At 43.6% G+C, this 23589-nt stretch carries 15 protein-coding genes; 8 read left to right on the plus strand and 7 right to left on the minus strand.

The window, feature by feature from the left end:
- Window positions 1-469: 469 nt before the first annotated feature.
- The 3 genes from JMX07_RS09290 (at window position 470) to JMX07_RS09300 (ending at window position 7288) form a co-directional block, all read left to right on the plus strand.
- Window positions 470-2572 carry a TonB-dependent receptor domain-containing protein gene (locus tag JMX07_RS09290; protein WP_201607595.1) on the plus strand — a complete coding sequence of 701 codons (2103 nt, stop codon included), beginning with the start codon at window positions 470-472 and terminating at the stop codon, window positions 2570-2572.
- 899 nt (window positions 2573-3471) lie between these two features.
- Window positions 3472-5793, plus strand: coding sequence for a FepA family TonB-dependent siderophore receptor (locus JMX07_RS09295; RefSeq protein ID WP_201607596.1), 2322 nt, complete (start codon window positions 3472-3474; stop codon window positions 5791-5793).
- Window positions 5794-6013: 220 nt separating this feature from the next.
- Window positions 6014-7288, plus strand: a complete 1275-nt coding sequence (locus JMX07_RS09300; protein ID WP_413786672.1) for a PepSY-associated TM helix domain-containing protein — start codon at window positions 6014-6016, stop codon at window positions 7286-7288.
- A 433-nt stretch (window positions 7289-7721) separates the two neighbouring features.
- On the opposite strand, the gene JMX07_RS09305 is transcribed toward JMX07_RS09300, so the two are convergent.
- The 4 genes from JMX07_RS09305 to JMX07_RS09320 form a co-directional block, all read right to left on the minus strand.
- Entirely contained in the window at window positions 7722-8492 is a 771-nt protein-coding gene (locus JMX07_RS09305; RefSeq protein WP_201607598.1) for an ABC transporter ATP-binding protein, read from the minus strand.
- Between the two features lie 77 nt (window positions 8493-8569).
- Window positions 8570-9655, minus strand: coding sequence for an iron chelate uptake ABC transporter family permease subunit (locus JMX07_RS09310; RefSeq protein WP_201607599.1), 1086 nt, complete (start codon window positions 9653-9655; stop codon window positions 8570-8572).
- Between the two features lie 96 nt (window positions 9656-9751).
- Complete coding sequence (locus tag JMX07_RS09315) at window positions 9752-10837, minus strand: ABC transporter permease (protein ID WP_371548481.1); 1086 nt, start codon at window positions 10835-10837, stop codon at window positions 9752-9754.
- Between the two features lie 82 nt (window positions 10838-10919).
- Window positions 10920-11972, minus strand: a complete 1053-nt coding sequence (locus JMX07_RS09320) for a siderophore ABC transporter substrate-binding protein (RefSeq protein WP_165598517.1) — start codon at window positions 11970-11972, stop codon at window positions 10920-10922.
- A 486-nt stretch (window positions 11973-12458) separates the two neighbouring features.
- On the opposite strand from JMX07_RS09320, the gene JMX07_RS09325 reads away from it, so the two are divergent.
- The 3 genes from JMX07_RS09325 (at window position 12459) to JMX07_RS09335 (ending at window position 14744) form a co-directional block, all read left to right on the plus strand.
- Window positions 12459-13418 carry an energy transducer TonB gene (locus JMX07_RS09325; protein WP_201607601.1) on the plus strand — a complete coding sequence of 320 codons (960 nt, stop codon included), beginning with the start codon at window positions 12459-12461 and terminating at the stop codon, window positions 13416-13418.
- A 108-nt stretch (window positions 13419-13526) separates the two neighbouring features.
- Window positions 13527-14216, plus strand: a complete 690-nt coding sequence (locus JMX07_RS09330; protein ID WP_201607602.1) for a MotA/TolQ/ExbB proton channel family protein — start codon at window positions 13527-13529, stop codon at window positions 14214-14216.
- 126 nt (window positions 14217-14342) lie between these two features.
- Window positions 14343-14744, plus strand: a complete 402-nt coding sequence (locus JMX07_RS09335; protein ID WP_025651314.1) for an ExbD/TolR family protein — start codon at window positions 14343-14345, stop codon at window positions 14742-14744.
- A gap of 225 nt (window positions 14745-14969) precedes the next feature.
- On the opposite strand, the gene JMX07_RS09340 is transcribed toward JMX07_RS09335, so the two are convergent.
- On the minus strand, window positions 14970-15509 hold the full coding sequence (locus JMX07_RS09340; RefSeq protein ID WP_227684749.1) for a DUF2799 domain-containing protein: 540 nt from the start codon (window positions 15507-15509) through the stop codon (window positions 14970-14972).
- Window positions 15510-15866: 357 nt separating this feature from the next.
- Here JMX07_RS09340 and JMX07_RS09345 point away from each other — a divergent pair, with 357 nt between their 5' ends.
- Both JMX07_RS09345 and topA read left to right on the plus strand, forming a co-directional pair.
- Window positions 15867-16463, plus strand: coding sequence for a hypothetical protein (locus JMX07_RS09345; RefSeq protein ID WP_201607603.1), 597 nt, complete (start codon window positions 15867-15869; stop codon window positions 16461-16463).
- A gap of 283 nt (window positions 16464-16746) precedes the next feature.
- Window positions 16747-19404 (plus strand): type I DNA topoisomerase, encoded by a 2658-nt coding sequence (gene topA, locus JMX07_RS09350; protein WP_201607604.1) that lies wholly within the window; start codon window positions 16747-16749, stop codon window positions 19402-19404.
- A 238-nt stretch (window positions 19405-19642) separates the two neighbouring features.
- Here the strand turns inward: topA and JMX07_RS09355 are convergent, their stop codons facing one another.
- Together JMX07_RS09355 and lon are read right to left on the minus strand one after the other, a co-directional pair.
- Window positions 19643-20203 (minus strand): superoxide dismutase family protein, encoded by a 561-nt coding sequence (locus JMX07_RS09355; RefSeq protein ID WP_227684750.1) that lies wholly within the window; start codon window positions 20201-20203, stop codon window positions 19643-19645.
- Window positions 20204-20561: 358 nt separating this feature from the next.
- Window positions 20562-23165, minus strand: a complete 2604-nt coding sequence (gene lon, locus JMX07_RS09360) for an endopeptidase La (RefSeq protein WP_227684751.1) — start codon at window positions 23163-23165, stop codon at window positions 20562-20564.
- Window positions 23166-23589: the final 424 nt, after the last annotated feature.

Genomic DNA, 23589 nt, shown 5'->3' on the forward strand with positions numbered 1-23589 from the left:
TAGGTCGCTTGTTGAGCGATTTTTCGCTGAGAGCTATCTTGTTTCAGTATTCTAGTACAGTAGTACAAGAAAAACAAGTGATGAGTTAAGTTAATAGCAGGCTGCTGTAGAAGTGATGATTTTTAAGCCTTGTTTATACAGATTCAACTCGTAGTCATTGTCATATTTGATAGCATATTTATAGTTGGTACCAAGCGTTGCTGTGTTTCCTTGGCATACTAAGCACTAGAATTGAGAATGTATAATATTAATTATTGCCAAATTGTTAATACTTAGTTATTATGCCTCTCATTATTTAAACGCTAATTATTATCATTAACATTAATCATGTTATTCGCACGATGAGTTAAGTGTTTTAAGGTATTTAATCTTCTGGTAGGCACTATGTTAAGGGTTGTTTGACGACAATTTTTAAAAATAATTCTAAAACTTCTAATTTCTGACAGTAAACAAAGTGAGTAAATGTGTTATGCGCGAAGTAAAGTTATCTAGTCAATTGACAGTATTGTCTATCGGTGTCGCCGCTGTATTGTGGACGCAAGCTGCCAGTGCTGCAACGGCGGCAGATATGCCAAACACGACATTACAGACTATCACTGTAACAGCGAATAGCTCAGTACGTGACGCTGTACAAGAAGACTCTGTCTACATAGATGACTACACCCCAGCTGCACAAGCCAGCCATTTGAGCGATTTTCTGGACGTTGTGCCAGGGGTAAGCGTGGGCGGTACCTCATCGGTCAACCAACGTATTCGTGTACGTGGTCTTGATGATACCAACCTAAAAGTTACGATTGATGGCGCACGTCAAGAAGGCGCGTTGTTCTACCATATGGGTGATGTCACTATTGATCCAGATCTGCTAAAACAAGCAGAAGTATCAGTGGGCAATAACTCAGTGACGCTAGGCAATGATGCTATCGGCGGTGCGGTTGCTTTTGAGACAGTCGACGCGGCAGATTTACTCAAGCCAGGTCAAAAGGTAGGTGCTAAGCTGCATACAGGTTATGCTAGCAACAATGATGAACTGCTAACTTCAGCTACTGTGTATGGTGCGCCAACAGAAAATATTGATTTACTGGCTTATTATGGCAAACGCAATGCGGACGCTGGTGAAGACGGTAAAGGCCGTAAAATCCAAACGGAAGATAGCGAAGGCGAAAACATTCTATTAAAAGCCGGTGCTTATGTCGGTAGTGACCATCATGTAGGCGCTAGCTTTAGCCGTACCGAAAACAAAGGCAAGTTCCCATTACGTCCAGATTTTCCTGCTGGTGGCTGGAACCCAATCATCCCGCAGGAAGTCAAACGCGATACCTATGCGCTTGACTACGCTTACAGTCCTGCCAACCAATTGGTCAATGTAGACGCCAATGTATATCAGACCAGCACGCAGATTTTGCGTAACTCTGATGGCGTACCTGGGTTTGAGTTTGATGCAGAAGTCCAAACCACAGGCGCAAAAGTACAAAACACCAGTATTATCGATAGCAGTATCATTAACGGTGTACCAGGGGTTCATAAGTTAATCGCTGGGGTTGAGCATTACAAAAAAGAATCTGACTATAGCAGTGTTCAACGAGGTACAACTATACCAGTTGCTGGTACAGATGAAGCAACCAATACTTCTGTGTATCTAGAAGACCAATGGCAAATGGGTAAGCTTAGCTTAACGCCAGGCATCCGTTATGACCGTTATGAGTCTCCAGAGTATGTATCAGCTGGCAAGACTTATGACAATGTCGTTGGCGCATTGGCTGCTAGCTATGAGATTGCACCGCGCACCCAGCTATTTGCAAGCTATACTCAGTTATTTAATGGTCCAGATCTTAGCCAAACGATTTTTAACACTGATGGCGCTGATACGTATGTGAACAATGACCTAAAAGCAGAAGAAGGTGACAATGCAGAAGTCGGTATTGCTACAACGCTGCGTGGTCTGACTATGGCTGATGACTCTTTAAAATTAAGTGCTAAGTACTTTGAAACCAATATCGAAAACTATATTGAGTTTGTACGTGCAGGTGGTAGTAGAACTGGCATGAATTGCACAACTGGGCAACTAGGTACAAGTGCTGCCCCTGAAGCCTGCCAAGGTGTCATCAATAATGATGAAGATTTCAAAATCAAAGGTGTAGAGCTATCAGCCGATTATCGCGCAGATAACTTCAACATGGGTCTAAGCTATGCTCGTGCACGTAGCAAAGGCGAAGATACAGGTTACAATATCTCTTCTGTCAGTGGCAGTGGCTCTGAGTCTGGCGATAAGTACATGGTCAACTTGGGTTACGCTCCAACCAATACTACTGAGCTTGGCTGGCGCAGTACTTATGTCGCCGATGTGACACTGAATACCGCTGGTGATGACAACGAAAAACCAGGCTATGATGTGCACGATATCTTCATGACTTACACGCCAACTCAAATCGAAGGTTTGAAGGCCACGCTAGGTGTATACAACATCTTTGATGAGACTTATGCAAGCCATGCGTCACGTAACTCTATCGATGATGCCTATACTGATTTTGAAATGGGACGTAATATCAAAACGTCTTTAACTTATCAGTTCTAATCTAGCTTATCGAATTTAAGTCTAATCGTACTTATAAAGTCAGCTGTCTTATACGGGAGCTGGCTTTTTTTACGAGATTTTTGAGAGTGCGATTTATCTAAGAGTAGATGTTAAGTTGCTCGTTTGGTAGAAGGTGAAGCTACCGTATAAATAGCATATGAGTTAAATCGTATGCGAGTCGTATGCGAGCACTATGCCAATACTCTAAACAACAGCGAGCTATCATCGAAGCTCATTTATATCTTTCAAATTATCAGGAAATGATTGTGAATGAATACGGGCATAGAGTAATCAAACGTCGAAATTCTGAAGCTGACGCATAATGTTTTTAACTGGCCGAATTATCATATTGGAAATATCGACAAGGTTTGACAGTGTAGCGCTTATACAACTGAAACTAACAGGCATTTCTATAAATATATTGAGCATCCATTAAACCGTTAACTGAACCACATATAAGAATGCAAACATTAATGATAATAATTATCATTAATGTTTGCATTCTTATATGTATCTTGCTAAAGTGTGTTTCGTTCATTACAGAACAGTTAATAGCTCTTTGCTCTATTCTATTTATAGAGACTTTTTTACGCTAAATATTTAATTCGTTGACTAATGACAGTTACAGCGTCATCAAACTTTTAACCCTACTCAGTACATACCCTTATTCGTTTACTCTCAATAGCTAAGCCTCTTGGCGATATTTTAGTCATGTTTTTATAACACATATATTTACGGACACGTCTATCCGACAATCGTATGTCAATTTTAGACGTTTATTTATGTGTACTTGCACCGAGAATGCATCCGAAGCATTGCATAAAAAGTGGCTAAAACCATTCACTGACGATGAGATAAACAGGTATTAACGAAATTGTACGCTTCAAGGAATATTACTTATGTCAAACCAATCAGGTTGCTCTGATTTCTCAGTCATCACTTCTCCAAAAAAACTTCAACGCGTCGTGACTGGTAAGCTTTTACTAAGTATCGCTGTGACTTCTATTCTTAGTAGTACCGCTTTTGCTGCCGAGGGTGATGAGGTAGCTGTGCAAGGGGCGACCGACCAAGAAGCTGTGCCTACAGCTACATTGGATACAATTGTGGTGCGGGCAGCAAGGGACGAGCTAGAACAAGCGGCTGGGCTGTCTATTATTAGTGAAGAAGCCATCGAAAAAGCATCAGTTTCTAATGATATTTCAGAGATTGTACGTAAGATGCCAGGTGTGAATTTGTCGGGTTCATCAACGTCAGGTCAGCGTGGTAACCAACGTCAAATTGATTTGCGCGGTATGGGGCCAAACAATACACTTATCTTAATCGACGGTCGTCCTGTCACTTCTCGCAATTCCTCACGACCTAGTCGTGGGAGTGAGCAAGACACGCGTGGTGACTCGCAGTGGGTACCACCAGGCGCTATCGAAAGCATCGAAGTATTGCGTGGTCCAGCAGCAGCCCGTTATGGCTCTGGTAGTATGGGCGGTGTGGTAAATATCATTACTAAGAGTCCGACTGAGCCAGAGTTTTCTATCAGTGGTCACTATGAGGCACCAGAGAGCGATCTAGAAGGCAGTAGCTGGCGTACCAATATCAATATGGCAGGTGCATTGACGGATAAACTGTCCTCGCGTACCACTCTTGGTTATCACGATAGTGAAGGCGATGATCCTTATATCAATGCCAAAGATGCACAGATTGTTGACGGGCGCAGTGGTCCGGCTGCCTCGGTAGCGGCAGGTACTGAAGGTGTCGAAAATATCGATGTGCGCCAATTGTTTGAATACGCGATGGATGCGATGAATACGGTCGGTTTTGAAGTGAATTATAGCCGTCAAGAAAACCGCTGGGCGGGTGATTCATTGTTCCAAACCGTGAACCAAAATTTGTTAGATGAGTTAGAAGGTGAAACAACGAGCAAAATGCAACGCTATGGCGCGGCGATCACGCATCGCGGTGAGTATGATGACGCTAGTAGTAACAGTTTCATTGAGTATACTCGGACAGTTAATGAGCGTTTGGGTGAAGGTAGTGCGGGTGGTGGCGAAGGACAGATTGTCATACCTGACGATGGCGAAGATTTTGAGTGGACAGAGGCGACTTACGATACGCTAAATGCCAAATCAGAATGGGATATTTACTTTGATCGTCATACCTTGACTGCTGGTGCAGAGTTTCGCGGCGAAAAGCTAGATAACCCCGTGGTATCTGATTTGGCATTTGCAGATGGTTTTGATTTTGGTGATGTAGAGACCGATCCTGAACAGCGTGATCCAACTTCAGATGCTTACCTCATAGGTGCATATCTAGAAGATAACTACGAGATCACACCTGACTGGTATGTGACTCCAGGTCTACGCTTCGACTATCATAGCGAGGCTGGTAGTAATTGGTCGCCTAGTATCAATACTACTTGGCACTTTAGTCCTGATTGGTCAGTGAAAGGCGGCGTCAGTCGTGCGTTTAAAGCCCCTTCATTATATCAGCTTGATCCAAACTATATTTACTATACTGGTGGCAATGGTTGTCCATCTTGGGTACCTGCTGATGAAAGAGGTTGCCATGTATTAGGGAACCCTGACCTAGAAAATGAGACATCTTGGAATAAAGAGATCACCTTTACTTATGATGATGGTACTGGGCTAAATGCTGGTTTGACTTATTACCACAATACCTATGATAACCGCATTGGCGCTGGTACAGATCGTGTGGCGGTAGATACAGCGACAAATCGTTCTATCTTTCAATGGGACAATCAAGGTGAAGCAATTGTCGAAGGTTTAGAAGGTTTTGTACAAGTACCAGTCACTGACAATGTTTCATGGTCTACCAATATCACCGGTAACATCCGCTCAGAGCGAAAAGACAATGGCGAGCCATTATCGCTCATTCCTAAGTTCACTGTGAACACGGGTGTGGATTGGGATATTACGCCTCGCTGGAATGCCGACTTTGATGTGAGCTACTATGGCACGATTGAAGCCCCTACGATTTCAGTTACGACTGGAGAAGATAGTGGTGACCCGTTGCTTGATCGCGAACCGTATGCCATTGCCAATGTGAGCACTCGCTATGATCTGACAAAATCGATTACTGTTGGTGCTGGTATCAAAAACTTGTTTGATGAGGGTGTTTATCGTGAGGGTACCGCTACGAACGCAGGTGCACGTACGTTCAATGAACCTGGTCGTACTTATGTGTTCGACGTTAGCGTTGATTTTTAGGAGGTAGACGCAGAGTTTGTTAAGTTAGAAAAAGGTCTGAGCTATTTGCTTAGACCTTTTGTGTTGTTAGGGCAGGTTCTCATGTTCAAAATAAGCCCATGTCCCCGTAAATATTTTTAATAATTCAATAACTTACTATCACAATATAACAGCAGATTTATTTATGTCATTTAATTTTCGCTATAGCTGTCTTTGGATTCACCGTTATACGGGGCTCGCCATGGCAGTTTTTTTAATTATCACTGGTATTACTGGCACATTATTGGCATTTCATGACGAGCTAGACGATGTCTTCAACCATAAACTGGCTCAGGTTGAGAAACAAAACGCATCACATCTGCCTATTGCCGAGCTTCATGACAAGGTCATCAGTGCGTACCCTCAATATGCTTTTTCTAGCATGCCAACCTCGATAACAGCAGAGAGGTCAGCCGTATTTTCGGTAGATAGAGCACGAGGAAAAGCCGCCCAAAACCAACCAAAAGCACCGTTTCAACAAGTTTATGTCCATCCTTATACTGGCGATATTATTGGTACTCGTGATAGAGATGAGTGGGCATGGCACAACACCATGTGGAAAGTGTTTTGGTTACATCGCGATTTATTACTGGGTGATATTGGGAAATTGCTATTAGGGATTGTCGCGCTCGTGTGGACGATTAATTGCTTTATTGGCTTTTACTTAACGTTTCCTAGAGCGATCAAGAAAAAAGCACAGAACCAAACCTCGCCTAAAAAACGTGCCTCCTTTTTTAAACGCTGGTTACCAGCGTGGAAAATCCGTACCAAAAGTAATATGTTTAAATTGAATTATGATCTACATCATGCTTTTGGATTATGGCTTTGGGGGATCTTATTCGTCATCGCGTGGTCGAGTGTTGGTTTTAACCTAAGAGAGGTCTATCAACCTGTGATGCATGCTGTCGTAGGTCTTGAAGGCAGAGAGGAAAGACAGGAGAACTCAAGAAAACCATCAGAAAAAGCAGAGCAGGCGTCTGGTGCAGAAACAGCGACTAGGGTTAAGGCTGTAAACAATGAGGTTGTCGATGTCGAGTCTGTTGATGTGGTCAACAAAGCCAATAGCATTGCCTATTTAAGTGAGCAGGCAAACACCGCTGCCCAAAGCAAGGGTATGCTAGTACGAGAGTTTTTAGGCATACGTTGGATTGAGGATGAGGGTCAATGGCAGCTGCGCTTTAAGACAGATAAGGACATTGGTAAAAAAGGCGGTGCATCATCCATCACGGTCAATGCAAAAACGGGTAGCGTTGAACAGGTAAACTTCGGCTACCAGAACTCATCATTCGGTAGCAAAACCAACAATTGGTTGTTGACCTTACATATGGGTCATATTAGCCATGGCATCGGCCACTTACTGTATCAAATATTTTTAGCATTGGTAGGTTTGGCTGTGACAGTGTTGTCAGTTACGGGCGTCTATCTGTGGTGGAAAGGGCGTCAAAGTCGATTGAAGGCGTTGCAAAAGGGTAGGTAATATTGCCAGATTTCTAAGGTAGGCTTTTAATTCAGTAAATAGCTATGTACTGCATTAAAGGCATACCCTAGTTATCACTTGAATTGCAAAAATATTGTGTATGCTATCAGGACAGTAAAAATAAAGGAAGAAAATCTCTCACCTAGCATGACCCATTCATGCCATGTATTATTTTCATCGCAGTTCTTTGTGTAATCTACTGAAGAGATGTTTTGAGTAAAATCTATAGGAATAACCACCAATCTTAAAGCATATAAAGTGATTCCTAACCAAAAAAAGGTATTTGATATCTCCTTATTTAGAGCATAATAAATAAACAGGCAAAGGCTAATCGCTAAAATTAATAGAGATAGGTTCTTGTAGTTTATCCATCGATTATTTAATAGCGCTCTATGCATCTATAACTTCTTTTATTATTTGCAAAGTTCTTTATTTAAACCGTATCAACAATCACTGGACGACCCTGATGACTTAGGACAGTGACATCGACGTTGTATAAATCTTTCATCGTCTCTTTAGTAATAACATCAGCAGGGCGCCCTACAGCGGTCACTTGTCCTGCTTTCATCGTAACCACTGTATCCGCAAACTGTGCCGCTTGGTTGATATCATGCAGGACGATTACCACGGTTTTTTGCTGATTGTGGCTAAGCTGACGTAGCTCACGCATCAGCCGACCAGCATGATACATATCTAGGTTGTTCAGTGGCTCATCGAGCAATAGATAGGGTGTATCTTGGCAGACAATCATGGCGATCAGCACGCGCTGACGCTGTCCACCTGATAGCGTTGACAAGAAGCGCTCGGCAAGTGGCTCAAGCTCAAAGCGCTCGAGGATTGCCTGTACTTTTTGCTGATCGTCAGCGGTCGGTTGTCCTTGATGATAAGGGTAACGACCAAACATCAGTAGCTCATGTACGCGCAGTCGTCCTTGTACATGATTGTCTTGCCCAAGCATCGCGACCGTCTTGGCTAGTGTCCGCGCCTGACAGCTGACAATATCACGTTCCTCATTATCTACAGCGAAGCTCACATACCCAGATTGTAGCGGCTGCAGGCGAGCCATAACAGAAAACAACGTAGACTTCCCAGCACCATTAGGCCCAATCAAAGCAATCACCTGCGCCGTTGGTAGGGACAACGTAATGTCATGCAAGATTTGTTGTTTGCCAATATGGTGAGAGATATTATTCAGTTTAATCATAGTCAGTCTTATTTAAAAAAGTCTTAGGTTTTTCTTGATGAACAGCATCAGCTAAATAAACAATGTCAGCTAAGTAGTCATAACGAACGACGCTGAGACATAAATATCAATGCTAAGAACATCAATCCGCCCGCCAGCTCTATCACCACTGACAATACGCCTGCCATATCTAGCACTTGCTCAAAGATAGTCTGACCCAATACTAAGCAAATCATAGCGACCAAGCTGACCAATATCAGCCGCTCGGTGTGATACATATGTCGAGCGATACGATTGGTCAATGCACAAACCAATAAACCAAAGAAAGTCACTGGACCGACCAGTGCAGTGGCTGTGGCGACTAGCACTGCGATGACAGTTAATAGACCAAATGCTAAACGTTGATAGTTGATACCAAGGTTGAGGGCTTGTGCTTGTCCGAGCATCAATACATCGCACTGATAACGCCAGCGCCACACAAATATCGCAGTGATGGCACAGATAAATAAGCTGATGCCCAGCAGCTGAGGGTTGACCGTATTGAACTGCGCGTAGCTAGCGGACTGTACGACCACAAAATCGTCAGGGTTAATCAGCCGTGCAATGAGTGCGGATAAGCTGCGAAACAACACACCAAAGATAACGCCCACCAATATTAGCCGCGTCAGATCCTGACTACTTTTAGAAAATAATAGCTTAAATAATAATAAAGATGCCCCAAACATCAGGACAATCTCTAGCGTGAACTTGGCAATAGGATCGAGACTGGTAAAGCTAATCGCACCTAAAAAGAAAACCAGCAAGCTCTGCAACAGAACATAGAGTGAATCAAATCCAAGTAGGGAGGGCGTTAGAATTGGATTGTGAGTCAACGTCTGAAACAGTAGCGTCGACACGCCAATCGCATAGCCAACCACCATCAGTGCCAGCAGTTTTTTGCCGCGTAATGGTAGCGCAAAGTCCCAATAGCCATTGACATTGAGTGTCATAAACAAGGTCATTGAGATAAGTAGAATAATAGCTGCTATGGATTTCGGATGGGCAGCTATCCAGGCCCAAAGCTTTGCCAACTGACCTTGTGCAGCGGCTGAATACTGACCATCTGTTGAAGATGAGTTATCTACCGCTGTGCTGGTTCTGGTAGCGTCAGTCTTGGTGGAAGTAAGCTTAGTTGATGAGAACATACAAAAATCCTATGGTGCCAAGCTTATCTAATAAGGCAAAAAATGAACGACGGTAAGCGAGTGTTGAAAATTAATACATAGTTAGTGAACATGGTGCTACTGCTCAGCTGGCGCACGTAATAACAGCCATAAAAACAGCACCGTACCAACCACACCAAAAATAGTGGCGACCGGTACTTCAAATGGATAGCGAATAGAGCGCCCGATAATATCGCATAGCAGTACGGCTGAAGCACCAAGTAGGGCCACTGCTGGCAAGCTGCGACGCAACTTATCTCCCATTAGACGGCTCACAATGTTTGGTACGACCAGCCCAATAAAAGGAATCATGCCCACAGTCACGACCACGACAGCGCTCATCATGGCTACCATACCCACGCCAATCCAAGTGACTTGACGCTTACTAATACCCAAGTTTAAGGCGATATTGTCACCCAAACCAACGATGGTCAGCTTGTCAGCAATAATATAAGCCAGCACACACAGTCCACCCGTGAGCCACAACAGCTCATAGCGCCCTGCCAATACGCCCGAAAAATCTCCAAACTGCCAAACACTCAGCATCTGTAGTGATTCGGTTTGATAGGCGATAAAGGTAGTGACGGCTTCAATAATGCCGCCAAAGACAATGCCAATCAGTGGAATCATCAAAAAATCAGTGGGCGGAATGCGGTGAATGAGCAGCATAAATAGCATCATGCCAAAAACGGCAGCGATGGTTGCCACGCCCATTTTTACAATGAGCGCACTGGCAGGGAACAGCAGACTGACCACTAGCAAACCAAGTGCAGCGCTCTGAGTTGCACCAACCATAGATGGCTCTACAAAGCGATTTTTTAATACTACTTGGATAATCATCCCAGCCACTGCCATTGCAATACCAGTCAAAATAATGGCGATGGTACGCGGTATGCGGCTCACCAATAGCAGCGAGCTATCAGAATTAGCACTCTGAGTCAGAAGACTCTGCAAGATACCTGACCACGAAAAGTCGGCCACACCAATAGATAAGCTCAATAACACCAAAAGCCCCATAAGAATGAGGCTTGCTGTATTGATGAACCATGGTGGTATGACAGTACGTCGATGTAACGCATTGCCAGTACCGCTCTGCCAGCTTGACGCTGATGGAGCAGTACTGGATTTGAGCCTAGCATGAGTACGGGGTGAAAATAACGACATAATCTCTACTGGCTTAAAAATGAGCAGGGTTAACGGTAATAATTACCTACTTGTACAACAATCGTTTTTATCACTAACGACATTATTTAGCGTTAGTAAAAGCATCTTTAATCGTCGTTAGATCCTGCATCCACTGGTAGTAACCGCCAAATGCTAAGTAAGAATCTGGGCTCAAATAAACCACTTGCTGCTTGCTCCATGCATTGCTCTGGGCAACCAGTGGATTGTCCAATACGGCCTTGGCACCAATACCGTCTTCACCAATTGCGGCACTGCGGTCGATGACAAATAACCAATCTGGATTGGCTTTTTGGATGTATTCAAACGATATCGGCTGACCATGAGGCGCATCGGCAATTTTGTCATCTGCCATTGGCACACCTAACACAGTATGGATAAAACCATAGCGAGACTTGTCACCATAGGCTGACATTTTGTTGCCATTAACCATGACGACTAGGCCCGTGCCTTTATTTTCTTTTGTTAGACTCTTGGTCTCAGTGATGAGTCCATCGATGTTCTGTTGTAGCTTAGCGGCTTGATCGCTTTTACCAAACAATGCACCTAGATCATGCAGGCGCTGCTTGCTTGACTCATAGATATTTGCTGTATCAATACTCATATCCAATGTCGGCGCGATACTTGATAGCTCGTCGTATTTTTCTGCCATACGTGAACCGACCAAAATAGCTTGTGGCTGCATTGCATTCAACGCTTCAAGATCCGGCTCAAACACAGTACCTACCGATTTTGGATCAGGCTGTGTTTCTGAATGTAGATTCTTTAGTAATAGACCACCAGGCATACCATCGACCGCCACATCTAGTGCAGCCAAATCTTGCATCAATGTCATGTCATAAACGACAAGTGGCGATGGGTTCATAGCCAGCTCAACATCACCTTTTACGGTATTGACCATGATTTTTTCAGCAGATACAGCGTCGTTATTAGCAACGTTCTGTGATTCATCAGCCGTTGGGTTTTCGGTTTTAGCGTCTGCTGGTTCAGAGTCATTTGATTCAGGCGAGCTACATCCTGCCACTACCGTAGCTAATAACGCTGTCATGGCAGCAGTCAATAATGGACGTTTGAAAAAAGAGGCGGTAGATCTGCTAGATAATAAGGGTGTCGGCATAATGAACTCGGTCTATCAAAAAATGTTTAAGCAATTGTCTAAAATAATTGCAAATGAATAACGCTAAAAATATTAAGTCTGAAAGTTGCTTGAGATAAAAAGCATAAAATAAATAGTCTACTTAGTACCAATTACTAACTTTTTATACGAATAGTTTTTATAAAAATAGTATGGGTAGACAGTACAGCGGTTATAATAAAGTAGTTGAGACTCATTATCAATATAAATGATAATGGTTTTTATTAACAGCACTTGTTATATTAAACGCAACGTATCATTTGATGTAAAGATAAGATTCATAGTAGTGATGTATAAAAGTAGGTAACGTTCATAGAAATAAGCGTTCTGATAAATAAGGCTACTAAGCAATGTCACGTGTCAGAGATGTATTAAATAGCGAAAATATTGTAAATTATTATTGATAATAATTATCGTTTGCATTATTATCTACGCCATTCTACTCTGAGTAATAAACATTAGGCTGTTATGAGTTCAACGGATTTAGACGCGCCACCACTTAAGTCGTTATTGCTAGCTATTGTTGCAGTACTAGGACTCCATGTGCTTGCCGCAATTGCACTAGTGGCAATAAAAACGCCTGAACTCAAACCTGAGCCAAAAAAAGAGATGTCACCACTTGAGATAAAGTTTGTGTCATTACCGGCAAAAACGGTCTCAACTGAAGTAGAAAAACAAACAGTCACAGCCAAAAAAGAAGTACAGCCTGAGGTACAAGTTCAGCCAGCGCCGCAACCTGAACCAAAGCCTAAAGAGCCGGTTAAACAACCAACAGAGACACCAGTAAAACCAAAAGAGCCTATTGTAAAAAATGTAGAGCCGAAAGTGACGCCTGTGATAGCGTCAGAAAAGCCTCGTCCTGATACCAGTCAAAAAGTAGCCCCAAAAGAGCCGCTACCGAAACCAAAGGTTGATAACTCAGCAGCTGAAGCACAACGTCAAGCAGCTGCCCAAGCTGAATCAGAGCGTCAAGCTAGAAAAGCTGAGCAAGAGGCGCAAGCTAGGGCAGAGCAAGAAGCCAAAAGGGTCGCTGATGCCAAAGCTGCCGCTCAAGCGAAGGCTGCTGCAGAGGCCGCCGCTACACAAGCAAGAGCTGAGGCGGAAACAGCAGCTGCTTTAGCACAGAGCAATGAGCCTGTGAGCTTTACTGCTAGCTCAGCCAACTGGGCATCTGCGCCAAACTTTAGTTTCCCTGAGCGCGCCGCACGTAGAGCCCGTTCTGGTGATACGCTCAACGTTGTCTTGGTATTACGAGTCAACAAGCAAGGCGGTATCGATAACGTGCGAGTTGCTCAATCATCAGGTAATCCGCTAGTAGACAAAGAAGCCCGACGTCAAGTTCGATCTGGCAAGTTCAAACCCTTTACTAAGAATGGCGTACCCGTGGTAGGTGATGTAACTCTACCGATCAGTTACGCGGTTCCTTGATAGCTCACATTTTATAACAACGTATTTATTAATCATTTTTCATTATAAAACTAAACATGATATTTACCTCAGTATCATGTAATGGCATTACACATTAAGGAGTCTGACATGGACTTTATGCAATACTGGCAGATCAGCGACATGGTGACAAAAACGTTGTTCTTTTTGTTGCTTGCGTTATCTATTCTCTCTTGGGTGACAGGTATCGTCCGCGTATTGCAAAGCCGTAAGCTGGCGACCAATGTAGCAGATGATTTGAGTCAGCAATTACAAGCCAAACAGTCTGACTTGGCTGGTACTGATGCTGCCACTCGCCGCTTGGTGACTGAGCAGACTTTGCTCAAGCATATCGGTCGCTATCGCTTTGCTAGTGAGCGCGGTCTGCCTATTCTTGGTACGACGGCAGCGATTGCACCGTTCATTGGCTTGTTTGGTACGGTATGGGGTATTTTCCATGCCTTACACAACATCGGTATGAGTGGTCAGGCAGGATTGGGGCAGGTTGCAGGACCAGTCGGTGAAGCACTGATTATGACAGGTCTTGGCATTGCAGTAGCGATTCCAGCTGTGGTGTTTTATAACCTTGCAGTACGTATCAATCGTCGCATAATGTATCAAGCCAACGACAGAGCGCATGATCTATTGGCGCAATCAACGGGTCTTGTGGATACTACCAAGGTAACTGCGAGCCATGCTGCTAGTGCCTCACAAGTGCACGCTGCACCAAGCAGTCGTTCAACAACCAGCGAGACGCAGCATACCAGCAACTACAGTAATTCTGTACCAAAGCAGCTATAGATAGTATTAATTCTACAGATACTGATTCTGTAAACGCTAGGTCTGTAAAGGCTCAAACGACAAGTCGAAAAACCGTCAAAAAACGGCTTGGCTGTGTGAAAATAACCAAAAGCATTGAGAGTAACTATGGCATTTCAATTGGGTGATGATGACGTACGAAGCATGGATGAGATGAACCTCATTCCGCTTATCGATATCATGCTGGTATTGATGATTATATTTTTATTGACAGCGACCGTGCTGAATCCGACGGTGCCTTTAGATTTGCCAGAGACCAGTGCCGCGCTTAATGAGACGCCGCCAGAAGCGATCCAAGTCAGTATTGATAAAGATGCGGGGATATTCTGGGATAGCGACCCAATCAGCATGGAAGAATTAGAGACACGCTTGCAGCAACAAGGCGCGACTGGTAAGAATCCAGCGGTACAGTTACGTGCAGATAAAGAAGGTAAGTACGATACGGTCGCTCAAGTCTTAGCAGCGGCAAGTAACGCTGGACTGACCAAAATCGCATTTGTGAATGAATAGTTTAGTAGCTAAATACTGAAAAGCTTAAGCATTGAATAGTTTAAGCACTGTGAGTCAGTGCTAATAGGTTTAGCCCTATAGTAGAAAACTGGCTAGATAAACCAATAGCCCAACCAGTAAAACAACCAGAACCGCTATAATAAAAACAATTAAAATAATAAAATTTTCTCCAACCTCATTAACTACTTAAACCTCAAATTAAGTCGTTAGTGAGGTTTTCTTTTTTTACCAACCATAGCCAAACGGACGATAGCCATAACCGAAGCCTGCATGTCTGTAGCCAAATGGGTAAGGAGAGCGTAAGTAGTCGAGATCGCGCTGACGGAGATAGTAGTAGCGCCCTTGAGAGTAAGCTTCTTCTAACTTCTCAATACCTTCTAATGGACAAACAGGTTGCCAGTCATAGCCTTCGCGACCGAGCTTATAAGCGCTCAGCTCGGTACAGTAGTTTTTGAGACCTTGTTGGCGGCCTTGTTCCCATTGGATACGGTTAGGACTAGCTCCGCCAACACTGGCGCAGCTATTGGTATAGTGACCGAAGTAAGCACCTGAACGTCCTTGCGAGCCATCAGCATAGCCGACTTCTTGCCAATTACTGCTTTGACATTGCTGCGGCGTTAGGCTCTGAGTCGTGGCACAGCCTGATAATGTCAGTACGACCGCGCCAAGTAGCGATAGACTCATGCCTGTTTTGCTCGAGACTTTACTTGTCAGCTTGCGAGCGTGATAAGCGTCCGATGAGTTTGACTTAATAAGATAATTCATAATAAACCTGCGCGCGTTTAAAATTATGGTTTATCATAGCACTTTTTTGCGCTAACCACTTTTCGTATCTGGTTTTTATAGCGTGCTGTGTTCGGTAAATTTGTATACGCTAAATAACTGATTTAATAGCGTAACTTGCTAAATTGTCATATGCTTTAAAAGCACTCGTTGCACCGCGATTGGACGACAACGCTTGATTTTTAATGGTTCGTGCTCATTATAAGCCCCTATATATCGTTGTTTGTTATCGTGCTAATCGCAAATTTATATGTACTATTTATAAATAACGGTTCATTAGCGATATTTATCGCTATATCTCTTAGTATCTTTTTCATTTAGTCAAAAGGCCAGACCATCATGGGAACATTGATTGGCGTTATCATTGTACTATTCGTATTAGGGAGTATGATGGCGCTCAAACCGAACGGTATCGATCAGCGTTTAGATAAGCTGCGTATGACCGCGCGTCGTTTACAGCTCAATCCAAAACTCGTTTCGTGCCCTGATTGGATCAAAGGCCGTGATAATGAGTATGGCCGCGGTATGCTTGGACAATACTGCCTGATATTTGAAGACACTAAACTGCCGCATACCCGTTATCAAGTGATTGATGGACAGTGGCGACCAGACAGCAGTTTTGTTGATACCAGTACAGATGATAAGACGCTTACTATTCCCAGTGCGATTCGTTCTAGTCAAATCAGCAATAATCCAGTAGTCAAAAAGACTGATTTTAGCTTGGATCAAATGCCGTTAGAGCTACCAGTAAGTATCGAACCGTTTGTAAAAGGGCTATTGACCAAGGCCAATAGCATTATTATTTATTGGGAAGATATTGCTTATGTACGTCCAGCATCTAACCCAACGTACCATCAAAAACGGATCGAAGCGGACTTATTAGTGCTCAAAGAAAACCTTGAGAAATGGGCGCTACAGATGCAAAAACAAGCATAAACCTAGTAAAGCGTTTTTTCGTCTCCATTAAAGGGCAATATGCAAGCGGTTTGTCATATTCAAATTATTTAAAGTTGACAGTTTAACGCTTAGCAGTGTAACGTCTTTATAACTATATCTTTATTTTATGGTTATTATTTGTTTTATAACCTTTTTTATCAGCAGCGATTATTACTATAAATAGCTGAACCATGGTCAAACCGTGAGTATTAGCTTCCATAAATTGCCGTGCTGCTGAATTTAACCTTACTTTTAATTTACTTATATTATGGTGTCGTCAAACATGGCAAAAACCACAACCAAAAAAAGTCCAGCACCAGCTGCTGACAGCCCAAAGGGTAAGTCTTTGGTGATTGTAGAATCACCAGCCAAGGCAAAAACGATTAATAAATACCTTGGTGATGACTTTATCGTACGCTCAAGTATCGGTCACGTCCGTGATTTGCCGGTCAGTGCGAGCAAAAGCGCAAAGAAAGCAACAACCGCTAAAAAAGATGACAGTCTGACCAAAGAAGAAAAAGCGCAGCAAGCATTGGTACGCCGCATGGGTGTAGATCCAGAGCATGACTGGGCAGCAGTCTACGAAGTACTGCCAAACAAAACCAAAGTCATCAAAGAGCTTAAAGCATTAGCCAAAGACGCTGACAAAATCTATCTGGCAACGGATATGGATAGAGAAGGGGAAGCGATTGCTTGGCATTTAAAAGAAGTCATTGGCGGCCCTGATAGCAAGTATCAACGTGTGGTCTTTAACGAGATTACCAAGTCAGCTATTCAAAGTGCGTTTAAGCAGCCTTCGAAATTAGACATTGACCGCGTGAACGCGCAGCAAGCGCGTCGGTTCTTGGACCGTGTTGTCGGCTTTATGGTATCGCCACTATTATGGCAAAAGATTGCCCGAGGACTGTCGGCAGGTCGTGTACAGTCAGTCGCTATGCGCTTGGTCGTCGAGCGTGAGCATGAAATCCGAGCGTTCATCCCAGAAGAGTACTGGCAAATCCATGCGGACACGCACATTGCTAATGGAAAAAAAGACGCTGAGCAAATCGGTATACGCTTAGAGGCGACCAAACAAGGTGGCAAAACTCTAAAGCTTGGTAATAAAGAGCAGACCGATAAAGTCTTAGAGGTGCTCAAAGCAAGCGATTTTATCGTTAAAGAGCGTGAAGAGAAACCAACGCAATCACGTCCAAGCGCGCCCTTTATCACCTCAACTTTGCAGCAAGCCGCCAGTACGCGCTTAGGGTTCTCTGTTAAGAAAACCATGATCTTAGCGCAGCGTCTATACGAAGCAGGTCATATTACTTATATGCGTACTGACTCGACATTTTTATCAGGCGACGCGCTTGCTGCTGTCCGTGGTCATATCGAAGATAGCTATGGCGCAAAATATGTGCCAGAAAAACCAAATTTCTATGGTAACAAGCAGGGCGCACAAGAGGCGCATGAAGCGATTCGTCCTTCTAACGTCAATATGAAGTCAACACAGCTCAAAGGTGTTGAACGTGATGCAATACGTCTATACGAGCTAATCTGGCGTCAATTTGTGGCGTGTCAGATGTTACCTGCCAAATATCTATCAGTGAACCTGTTTGTAGGCGCAGATGATATCGAGCTAAAAGCCCGCGGTCGTACCATGGTATTTGATGGCTACACAAGAGTCATGCCACCAGCCAAAACTGATGATACCTTACTCCCTGATGTTAAAAAAGGCGATAAGTTAAACCTAGATAAGCTAGATCCAAGTCAGCATTTTACTAAGCCTGCGCCCCGCTATACTGAAGCAAGCCTAGTAAAAGAGCTTGAGAAGAAAGGCATTGGTCGTCCATCGACGTATGCTTCAATTATCTCAACCATTCAAGATCGCGGCTATGTGAAGCTTGAGAATAAGCGTCTGTTTGCCGAAAAAATGGGTGATATCGTTACTGATAGATTGACAGCTAGCTTTCCAGATTTAATGGATTATACCTTTACTGCTGCGTTAGAGGACAAGCTCGATCATGTGGCAGAAGGTGATCAAGATTGGAAAGATGTGCTTGATAATTTCTATGGCGAGTTTAAAACCACTCTAGAGCGTGCCAAAGAAAAAGACGGCATGCGTCCAAACGATCCGACCGATGTACCAGATGTCCACTGTGATATCTGTGATCGTCCGATGCAGCTGCGCACAGGCTCAACAGGTGTATTCTTAGGTTGTACTGGCTATAACTTACCACCAAAAGAGCGCTGTAAAGGCACCAAAAATCTAATGCCAGTCGAAGCATTCGCCAATCTAGATGATGCGGAAGGTGATGACGAAGCGGCAGAAGTTAAAGATTTGATGGAGAAAAAACGCTGTCCGAAATGTGGCACGGCGATGAATGGTTACATCGTAGATGGTGGCCTCAAACTACACATTTGCGGTAACAACCCTGATTGCGATGGTTATATCCTAGAAGAAGGTAAGTTTGAAGTTCCTGGCTCAGATGCACCAACCATTGACTGTAACAAGTGCGATGGGCAGATGGAGCTTAAAACAGGACGCTTTGGCCCGTATTTTGCTTGCCAGAACTGTGATAACACGCGCAAGGTACTAAAAACAGGCGAAGCAGCGCCGCCACGTATGGATCCAATCCATATGCCAGAGCTAAAGTCGACCAAGCATGATGATTATTTCATTTTGCGTGAAGGGGCGGCTGGGATGTTCTTAGCAGCGTCTAAGTTCCCGAAAGTGCGTGAGACACGTCCGCCAAAGCTGGCTGAGCTACGAGAAATTAAAGACAAGATGGAGGACAAGTTCCAGTATCTGTTTGCAGGACCAGATGAAGATCCTGAAGGTAACCACCCAACCATCTTGCGCTGGTCACGTAAGAAAAAAGAGCAGTATATCGGCTCTGAGAAAAACGGCAAGGCCACACGTTGGGGTGTTTACTGGCGTAATGGTGAATGGGTAGAGGAGTAACTATTAGTTAAAACTAATATAGTGCTTTTATAGCGTCAGACTCATTTAATGTACTATAGGTACAATTTACATTTGTCTTTCTTGTATTGGCTTCAACAAACCTAATAGTTACTTCCAATAAAAAACCCTCTTATAATTTAAGAGGGTTTTTTTGTGCTTATAATATTTCTTTTAAGCTATTTCTTTCAAACTATTTTACGTTTACAAACCTAGTCTAAGTTCATAAATTAGGACAGTATTAGTTTTTTACGATGATACCGCAACCAATACGATCGCCTGCATTACCTGAAGGCTGACTGGTATAGTCGTCAACGCCAGCATGTACGATAAAGGCCAAACGATTTACGCTGTATTTGCCTGCTTCAGTCGCTGCGATTTTCTTGTTCACATAGTTAATAGTAGCAACACCGTCTTCATTGGCAGTTAAGTTTGGCAAGTCACCAGCATGACCATTCATATCATCTGGATTAGAGTGTGGCTTGTTGTCTGGGTTGAAGTGACCGCCTGCTGCTTTACCCATAACGTCACAGCTGCCTGTTTCGTGGATATGTAATGAGACAGTTCTACCTGGCTGTAGGTTAGTAAGTTTACCGTAAACTTGGACGCCGCCATCAACTGGACGTAAGAAAACTTGACCAACTTCTTTCTTCTTGCCATCTACTGTTTGTATGGTTGATTTTAATGTCGGTTGTGCTAAAGGATTACCCGTTTGCATTTGACTTTCTACCGTTTGGCAACCAGTCATTGCTAACGCTGAACCGCATAATAGGGTACTTGCAAGTAATGTCTTATTCATCATTATCTCCAATTGTTTGAGTTGTTATTTTTAATCTTCATTAAAGCCACGAATATCTATCGTTATTGTTCTATAAAAATCGGCGTCAATATTCGTTAACATCGGAGTCAGTATAGCCAAGCTAACTCTATAGTTATTCATCAAATGCGCAACAATCAGTTAATAAATGTAAGTATCGTATGGGTTTGAAAAACGAACTAAGATAAATGATTTTCAAAATTAAATGGCTTTAAATGCGTGAGAAACCTACTAAGAAGGCTATGAACTGCAAGCAAATGAATAACAAACAGGTATAAAAAAGCCGCTCACCATAGTGATGAGCGGCTTCCTAATCTATAGAACTGGCTTAATAAAGGTTCAATTAATTGTGCAGTGCTTTACCAGAGGTTTTATCAACAGTCACTTTGGCAGGTTTGATTGGCGTTGGCATACTGACCAAAGCAACCTTTAAGATTTCTTCAATCGTCGCGACTGGCTGAATGGTTAGGCCTTCTTTCACGTTATCAGGGATATCAGCCAGATCACGCTCATTGGTCGCTGGAATCAAGACGTGCTTGATACCGCCACGATGTGCCGCCAGCAACTTCTCTTTGAGACCGCCGATACGTAGGATCTTACCGCGTAAGGTAATCTCACCTGTCATCGCAATATCTGGACGGATAGCGATACCTGTCAACGCAGAGACGAGCGCTGTCGTCAGTGCACCACCAGCAGATGGGCCGTCTTTTGGCGTGGCACCTTCTGGCATATGGACATGGACGTCTGTTGTTTTAAATGTCTCGTAGTCGATACCTAAGCTGTCACCGCGAGCACGAACCACGCTCATGGCTGCGCGAATCGACTCTTTCATTACATCGCCGAGTGAACCGGTAAAGCTAAGCTCGCCTTTACCTTTCATACCGACCGCTTCGATGGTCAATAGCTCGCCGCCGACTTGTGTCCAAGCAAGACCAGTAATACGACCAATCTCAGGCTCTTCTTCAGCCAGACCGTAGTCATACTGATGCACACCTAGATAGTCATCGATGTTTTTGTCATCGACGGTCACTAGCTGACGTTCTGCTTTTTTCGGAGCGCGAGCACCATGAGTTTCAACCGAACCGCGGACCACTTTACGGCAGATTTTGTTCACTTCACGTTCAAGGTTACGCACACCTGCTTCACGCGTATAGCTACGCACGATGCTGTGCAATGCTGCTTCAACAATCTCAATTTCGCCTTCTTTGAGACCATTTTGCTTAATCGCTTTTGGCACTAGGTATTTCTGTGCGATATTAACTTTTTCTTCTTCGGTATAACCAGGCAAGCGGATGACTTCCATACGGTCAAGCAGTGCAGGTGGAATATCCATACTATTAGCAGTACAGATAAACATTACTTGCGACAGATCTAAGTCCATATCTAAATAATGGTCGTTGAACGTATCGTTCTGTGATGGATCCAATACTTCAAGCAATGCTGACGCTGGATCACCGCGGAAGTCTTGCGCCATCTTATCGATTTCATCCAATAAAAACAGCGGGTTTTTGACTTCTACTTTTGCAAGTGACTGAACGATTTTACCTGGCATCGCACCGATATAGGTACGGCGATGACCACGAATCTCTGCTTCATCACGTACGCCACCAAGCGCCATACGCACAAACTTACGACCAGTGGCACGGGCGATAGATTCACCCAATGAGGTTTTACCGACACCTGGAGGACCGACGAGACATAGAATTGGACCACGAAGTTTCTTCACGCGTGATTGCACGGCGAGGTACTCTAAGATGCGGTCTTTTACATCTTGCAAACCATAATGGTCTTCGTCTAATACTGTTTTGGCTTTGTCTAGATTGATAGATACTTTGGTCGTCGCATTCCACGGCGTGTCCAAAATCCATTCAATATAGTTGCGCACCACTGATGATTCACTTGACGCAGGTGGCATCATTTTGAGCTTTTTGAATTCTTGCTCAGCTTTTTTGCGCACGTCTTCTGGCAAGTCAGCATCTTCTAAACGCTGCTCTAGCTCAGCCACATCATCTTCACCGTCGAACGCGCCGTCATTCATATCTGACAGCTCATTTTTGATGGCTTTCATCTTCTCATTTAAGAAGTATTCGCGCTGATTGTCTTCCATTTGCTGACGGACAGCATCTTGGATATCTTGTTCGATATTTTGCTCAGCACTTTGCTTGACTAGATATTCAGTCAAAGTATTGATATGCGTTTTGATATCGTCTTCTTCTAGGAAAGACTGCTTGATATCAAGATCCATCGACACACGAGTTGAGATGAAATAAACCAACTCAAGCAAGTCGTCAATACGTTTGGCCACACGAGTCAGCTCACGTGCATTACGAAGTCGCGCATCTGCATAGCTTTCGAATAATGTAGTTAATGCTTGAATGGTGTTTTTCTGTTGACTCTCATCCATGCTGACGTCAAGATCGGCACGCTCAAATCTCGCCATCAATAAATCATCATGGCCTTCTATATTATCGACACGAGCGCGGTATTGACCTTCGATCAATACTTTGATGCAGTTCTCATCGCTGTCATGTGGCATGGTGCTGACGATGCGGCACACCGTACCGTACTGATACAAGTTATCTTGATCAATATCTTCGGTCAGTGAGTCTTTTTGCGCGACTACCAATACTTTGTTGCCATACTCAGCCTGTGCCAACTCAACCGCTTTCACCGATGGTGCGCGTCCCACAAACAATGCAATCTGCATATGTGGATAGACGACAACGTCGCGTAATGCTAGCAGTGGCAGATAGCTTTCATCTTCATTGTCTTTGACAGCGTTAGACGAGGCATTTAACGCATCCGTAGATGCGCTTTCTGTCTCATTGTTCGCATCAGCACTGATGTTAGCGTCAGTGTCAGTATTTGCATCAGACGTCGTGTCAGTGTTAAGGGCAGATGATACATCGATGTCGATGTTGTCTTTATCAATATTATGTTCACTCATATGTTTTTCCTCGTTCCCCAGACTTGTAAAGTCAAGTTCGTGGTTCATGTTTAGATAAATGGTGCTCACGAAAAAAATTGCAAGGCTGAATGGTGAAGTCGTCTGCTTATCTTTGTTAAATAGTTATCTGAGTGCTCAGTTATTAATGCAATTAATCTCATCAATGATGTGTCTTCAGTGATGGCATTGGTCTATGAAGGATACGACAGTCAGCAAATATAAAGAGGATTTGGTCGATGTAGATGAAACTTGCGTGCTTGTGTGGATATCTACTCGGTTCTATACGTAGGCTTTATACCCAAAATAAGGTAAACTGGCGCGCGTCTAAAACAGGCTCTACTATTAAGATGTTTTAGACAACCGAGCGCTATTCATCAGTTTCAATATTCATAGGTCTCAATACGACCAAAGTATAAAGAACAAG

The organism is Psychrobacter immobilis, from assembly GCF_904846235.1.
Lineage (GTDB): Bacteria > Pseudomonadota > Gammaproteobacteria > Pseudomonadales > Moraxellaceae > Psychrobacter > Psychrobacter immobilis_C.

What these genes read in the sequence shown, in the direction of transcription:
- JMX07_RS09290 (WP_201607595.1), top strand. Translation starts at nt 470, where the DNA reads ATGCGCGAAGTAAAGTTATCTAGTCAATTGACAGTATTGTCTATCGGT.
- JMX07_RS09295 (WP_201607596.1), top strand. Translation starts at nt 3,472, where the DNA reads ATGTCAAACCAATCAGGTTGCTCTGATTTCTCAGTCATCACTTCTCCA.
- JMX07_RS09300 (WP_413786672.1), top strand. Translation starts at nt 6,014, where the DNA reads ATGGCAGTTTTTTTAATTATCACTGGTATTACTGGCACATTATTGGCA.
- JMX07_RS09305 (WP_201607598.1), bottom strand. Translation starts at nt 8,492, where the DNA reads ATGATTAAACTGAATAATATCTCTCACCATATTGGCAAACAACAAATC.
- JMX07_RS09310 (WP_201607599.1), bottom strand. Translation starts at nt 9,655, where the DNA reads ATGTTCTCATCAACTAAGCTTACTTCCACCAAGACTGACGCTACCAGA.
- JMX07_RS09315 (WP_371548481.1), bottom strand. Translation starts at nt 10,837, where the DNA reads ATGTCGTTATTTTCACCCCGTACTCATGCTAGGCTCAAATCCAGTACT.
- JMX07_RS09320 (WP_165598517.1), bottom strand. Translation starts at nt 11,972, where the DNA reads ATGCCGACACCCTTATTATCTAGCAGATCTACCGCCTCTTTTTTCAAA.
- JMX07_RS09325 (WP_201607601.1), top strand. Translation starts at nt 12,459, where the DNA reads ATGAGTTCAACGGATTTAGACGCGCCACCACTTAAGTCGTTATTGCTA.
- JMX07_RS09330 (WP_201607602.1), top strand. Translation starts at nt 13,527, where the DNA reads ATGGACTTTATGCAATACTGGCAGATCAGCGACATGGTGACAAAAACG.
- JMX07_RS09335 (WP_025651314.1), top strand. Translation starts at nt 14,343, where the DNA reads ATGGCATTTCAATTGGGTGATGATGACGTACGAAGCATGGATGAGATG.
- JMX07_RS09340 (WP_227684749.1), bottom strand. Translation starts at nt 15,509, where the DNA reads ATGAATTATCTTATTAAGTCAAACTCATCGGACGCTTATCACGCTCGC.
- JMX07_RS09345 (WP_201607603.1), top strand. Translation starts at nt 15,867, where the DNA reads ATGGGAACATTGATTGGCGTTATCATTGTACTATTCGTATTAGGGAGT.
- topA (WP_201607604.1), top strand. Translation starts at nt 16,747, where the DNA reads ATGGCAAAAACCACAACCAAAAAAAGTCCAGCACCAGCTGCTGACAGC.
- JMX07_RS09355 (WP_227684750.1), bottom strand. Translation starts at nt 20,203, where the DNA reads ATGATGAATAAGACATTACTTGCAAGTACCCTATTATGCGGTTCAGCG.
- lon (WP_227684751.1), bottom strand. Translation starts at nt 23,165, where the DNA reads ATGAGTGAACATAATATTGATAAAGACAACATCGACATCGATGTATCA.